Raw genomic sequence first — 723 nt, forward strand, 5'->3', positions numbered from 1 at the left:
GAATTGATGCTAGGAATACTTGGACTGGGAGCGATTGTTGTGCAGGTGAATGAGATAATTTATATTTGTTAATTTAAAAGAGTGAAATGCCTTTCTGATACTCTAGTCTTAATCCTTCTTTTAAATATTTATCTAATTCATATTTGAGGTGTTTATGCATAAAATCTTCTCCAAATTCTTCATATACTTTAAAGAATTTCATAGCAATTGTGTTTAAATTATTTGCCGGAATTTGTTCCTGTTTCTCTTTACTAGCTTTTCTAAAAGAGGAGCAAATTAAAGTGTATATTTCAATTACTTTTTCATCGCTAGTGTTTTCTGTTGGAGCTGTATTATTATATTTCCCAAGCTCTCTTAATCTTTTTACTAAACTAGAATTTATTTTATCCTCGAATGAAATTGGTTCTATTGGTTTCTTACCTCTGATGAAGTAGTTGATATAAAACAATGGATATGTTAAGGTCATAAAAAATCTAATAGCAATAATCAACGAATATTTATTAAACAAACTCTTATTTTTATTTTCTTTTAAAGAGTGTTTATCCTCAATGGATAGATGCTTGGCAAGTGGACCAAAAAAATTTAATAGAATACCTACTGTTAAATATACTAAAATTAACTTCATATAAACTTTATAATAATTGATATTATAGCTAAAACAATAATTGCAAAACTTAATTTTTTATTGAAATCTAGGTCTTTTTTTAATAGTTCATTTTGAGA

Annotated in this window: 1 protein-coding gene; it reads right to left on the minus strand. The window is 26.3% G+C overall.

The window, feature by feature from the left end; all coding sequences use genetic code 11:
* Nucleotides 1-73 precede the first annotated feature (73 nt).
* Complete coding sequence (locus DIU01_RS14895; protein ID WP_290835826.1) at nucleotides 74-625, minus strand: hypothetical protein; 552 nt, start codon at nucleotides 623-625, stop codon at nucleotides 74-76.
* Nucleotides 626-723 lie beyond the last annotated feature (98 nt).

This window comes from Flavobacterium sp., assembly GCF_003525665.1.
Taxonomy (GTDB): Bacteria; Bacteroidota; Bacteroidia; order Flavobacteriales; family Flavobacteriaceae; genus Flavobacterium.

What these genes read in the sequence shown, in the direction of transcription:
- DIU01_RS14895 (WP_290835826.1), bottom strand. Translation starts at nt 625, where the DNA reads ATGAAGTTAATTTTAGTATATTTAACAGTAGGTATTCTATTAAATTTT.